Annotated in this window: 1 protein-coding gene; it reads right to left on the bottom strand. The window is 66.8% G+C overall.

Going from position 1 to position 1,511, the window contains the following annotated elements:
- Positions 1–21: 21 nt before the first annotated feature.
- Complete coding sequence (locus tag H5411_RS46355) at positions 22–1,296, bottom strand: IS110 family transposase (RefSeq protein ID WP_037367968.1); 1,275 nt, start codon at positions 1,294–1,296, stop codon at positions 22–24.
- Positions 1,297–1,511 lie beyond the last annotated feature (215 nt).

Raw genomic sequence — 1,511 nt, 5'->3', positions numbered from 1 at the left:
ATGAGACACCCTCTGTCAACCTCAGGCCGCCGAGGGAGGCTGGTGGGCTTGCTGCCGGTTGCGAATGTGAATGGTCTCGTCGTAGCGGATGCGTTTGACCAGGCAGTGCCACAAGATTTCCAGCCATCGGTTCGCCAAAGCGCGCAGGGCCGAGTGATGGCTCTTCCCGGCGGCGATTTTCCCGTCGTAGAACTCCCGCGCCCATGCGCTGCGGGAGAGGCTGCAAAAGGCCCACTGATGCACGGCTGCGCCCAGGTAGTGGTTGTGCGCCAGACGACGGGCGACGACGAACTCGCTCCGGCCGGAGCGGCGGGTGACCGGGGCGGTTCCGCCGTAGCATTGCAGCCCGTTCGGTGTGGCGAACTGGGTGATGTCGTCTCCGATTTCTCCGGCTATCCGGGCGGCGAGCCGGTCCCCGAGTCCGGGGAAACTCAGGTAGATGTCACCGCCCGGGACCGCTTTTCCCGGATCGGGTTCCTTCGCCTGTGTTGCGTGGCCGCGGCGGGCCGTTCCGAGCAGCAGTTCGGCCATGCGGCGTTCCCAGGCCCGTCGTTGGTCGCGGATGGCCAGCAGCTGGGTCGCGGTCAGCGCGATCGTGCCGGTTTTCGCGCGCGCCAGGTAGTCTTTCACCGGCAGCCGGTCGGCGGCGAGGGCGTCGGCGACGCGGGCGGCGAACCGGTCGGGCCAGCCGTGGCTGGCGGCGCGGGCGAACGCGGCGATGTCGTGCGGGTCGGCCGCAGCGAGCTCGTCGTGGCCGGGCCAGCGGCTCAGCAGCTTGAGCATGACCGGCGAACCGAGGTTGCCGCCGGCGATGGCCAGCGCGGCAGGGAAGGTTGCCAGCAGGTCCGCGCGCAGCCGGTTGAGCAGCCGGCGCTCGTCGCGGGCGGCGCGTTCGTCGTCCCGGGCGATCGTGCGCAATTCTCCCGCCAGCTCGCCGTGCGGGATCAGTTTCCGCAATTCCAGAAACTGGTCCAATGCCAGCAGGCAGCAGATCCTGGCGTCTTCGGCGTCGTCTTTCTTTTTAGCCGGCCCGCGGCGGCGGGCCACCACGTCCGGATTGACCGGAAGAACAGTGAAACCGGCGTCGGCCAGCGTTTCCACCAACAGGCCGTGTCGGGTTTCCAGCACGACCCGCACGTCGGCCGGGTCGGTTTCCAGCTCCAGGCAACGGGCCACAAGCCGGTTGACTCCCGCTGCGGTGTGGTCGATACGGAATTGTTCGATCACCCCTTCTCCGGGGCGACCCAAGGCCACGTCGTGAAACGATTCCGCCCAGTCGATGCCTGCTCCAAGCAAATGCTCCGACTCCCTTCGCGTCCAGCAACGAAAAAACTGGAACCGGAGGCCGCGCGTCGTGCTGATAAACCAGTCCTCATCGGGACAACACCCTCCAAGACGACAAGCCTCCGGCTACAACCCCCGAGGACGCTGTCTCATTTCAGTCCTCGCAGGACAAGCACCAGAAGCGTTCCCCGGAGGTCCCAGCCATGAAAGAAGGTACCGCTATCAGC

The organism is Amycolatopsis echigonensis (assembly GCF_014174495.1).
GTDB classification, from domain to species: Bacteria; Actinomycetota; Actinomycetes; order Mycobacteriales; family Pseudonocardiaceae; genus Amycolatopsis; species Amycolatopsis echigonensis.
The sequence above is the reverse complement of the archived record's forward strand: the minus strand, read 5'-3'. Positions and strand labels throughout refer to the sequence as shown.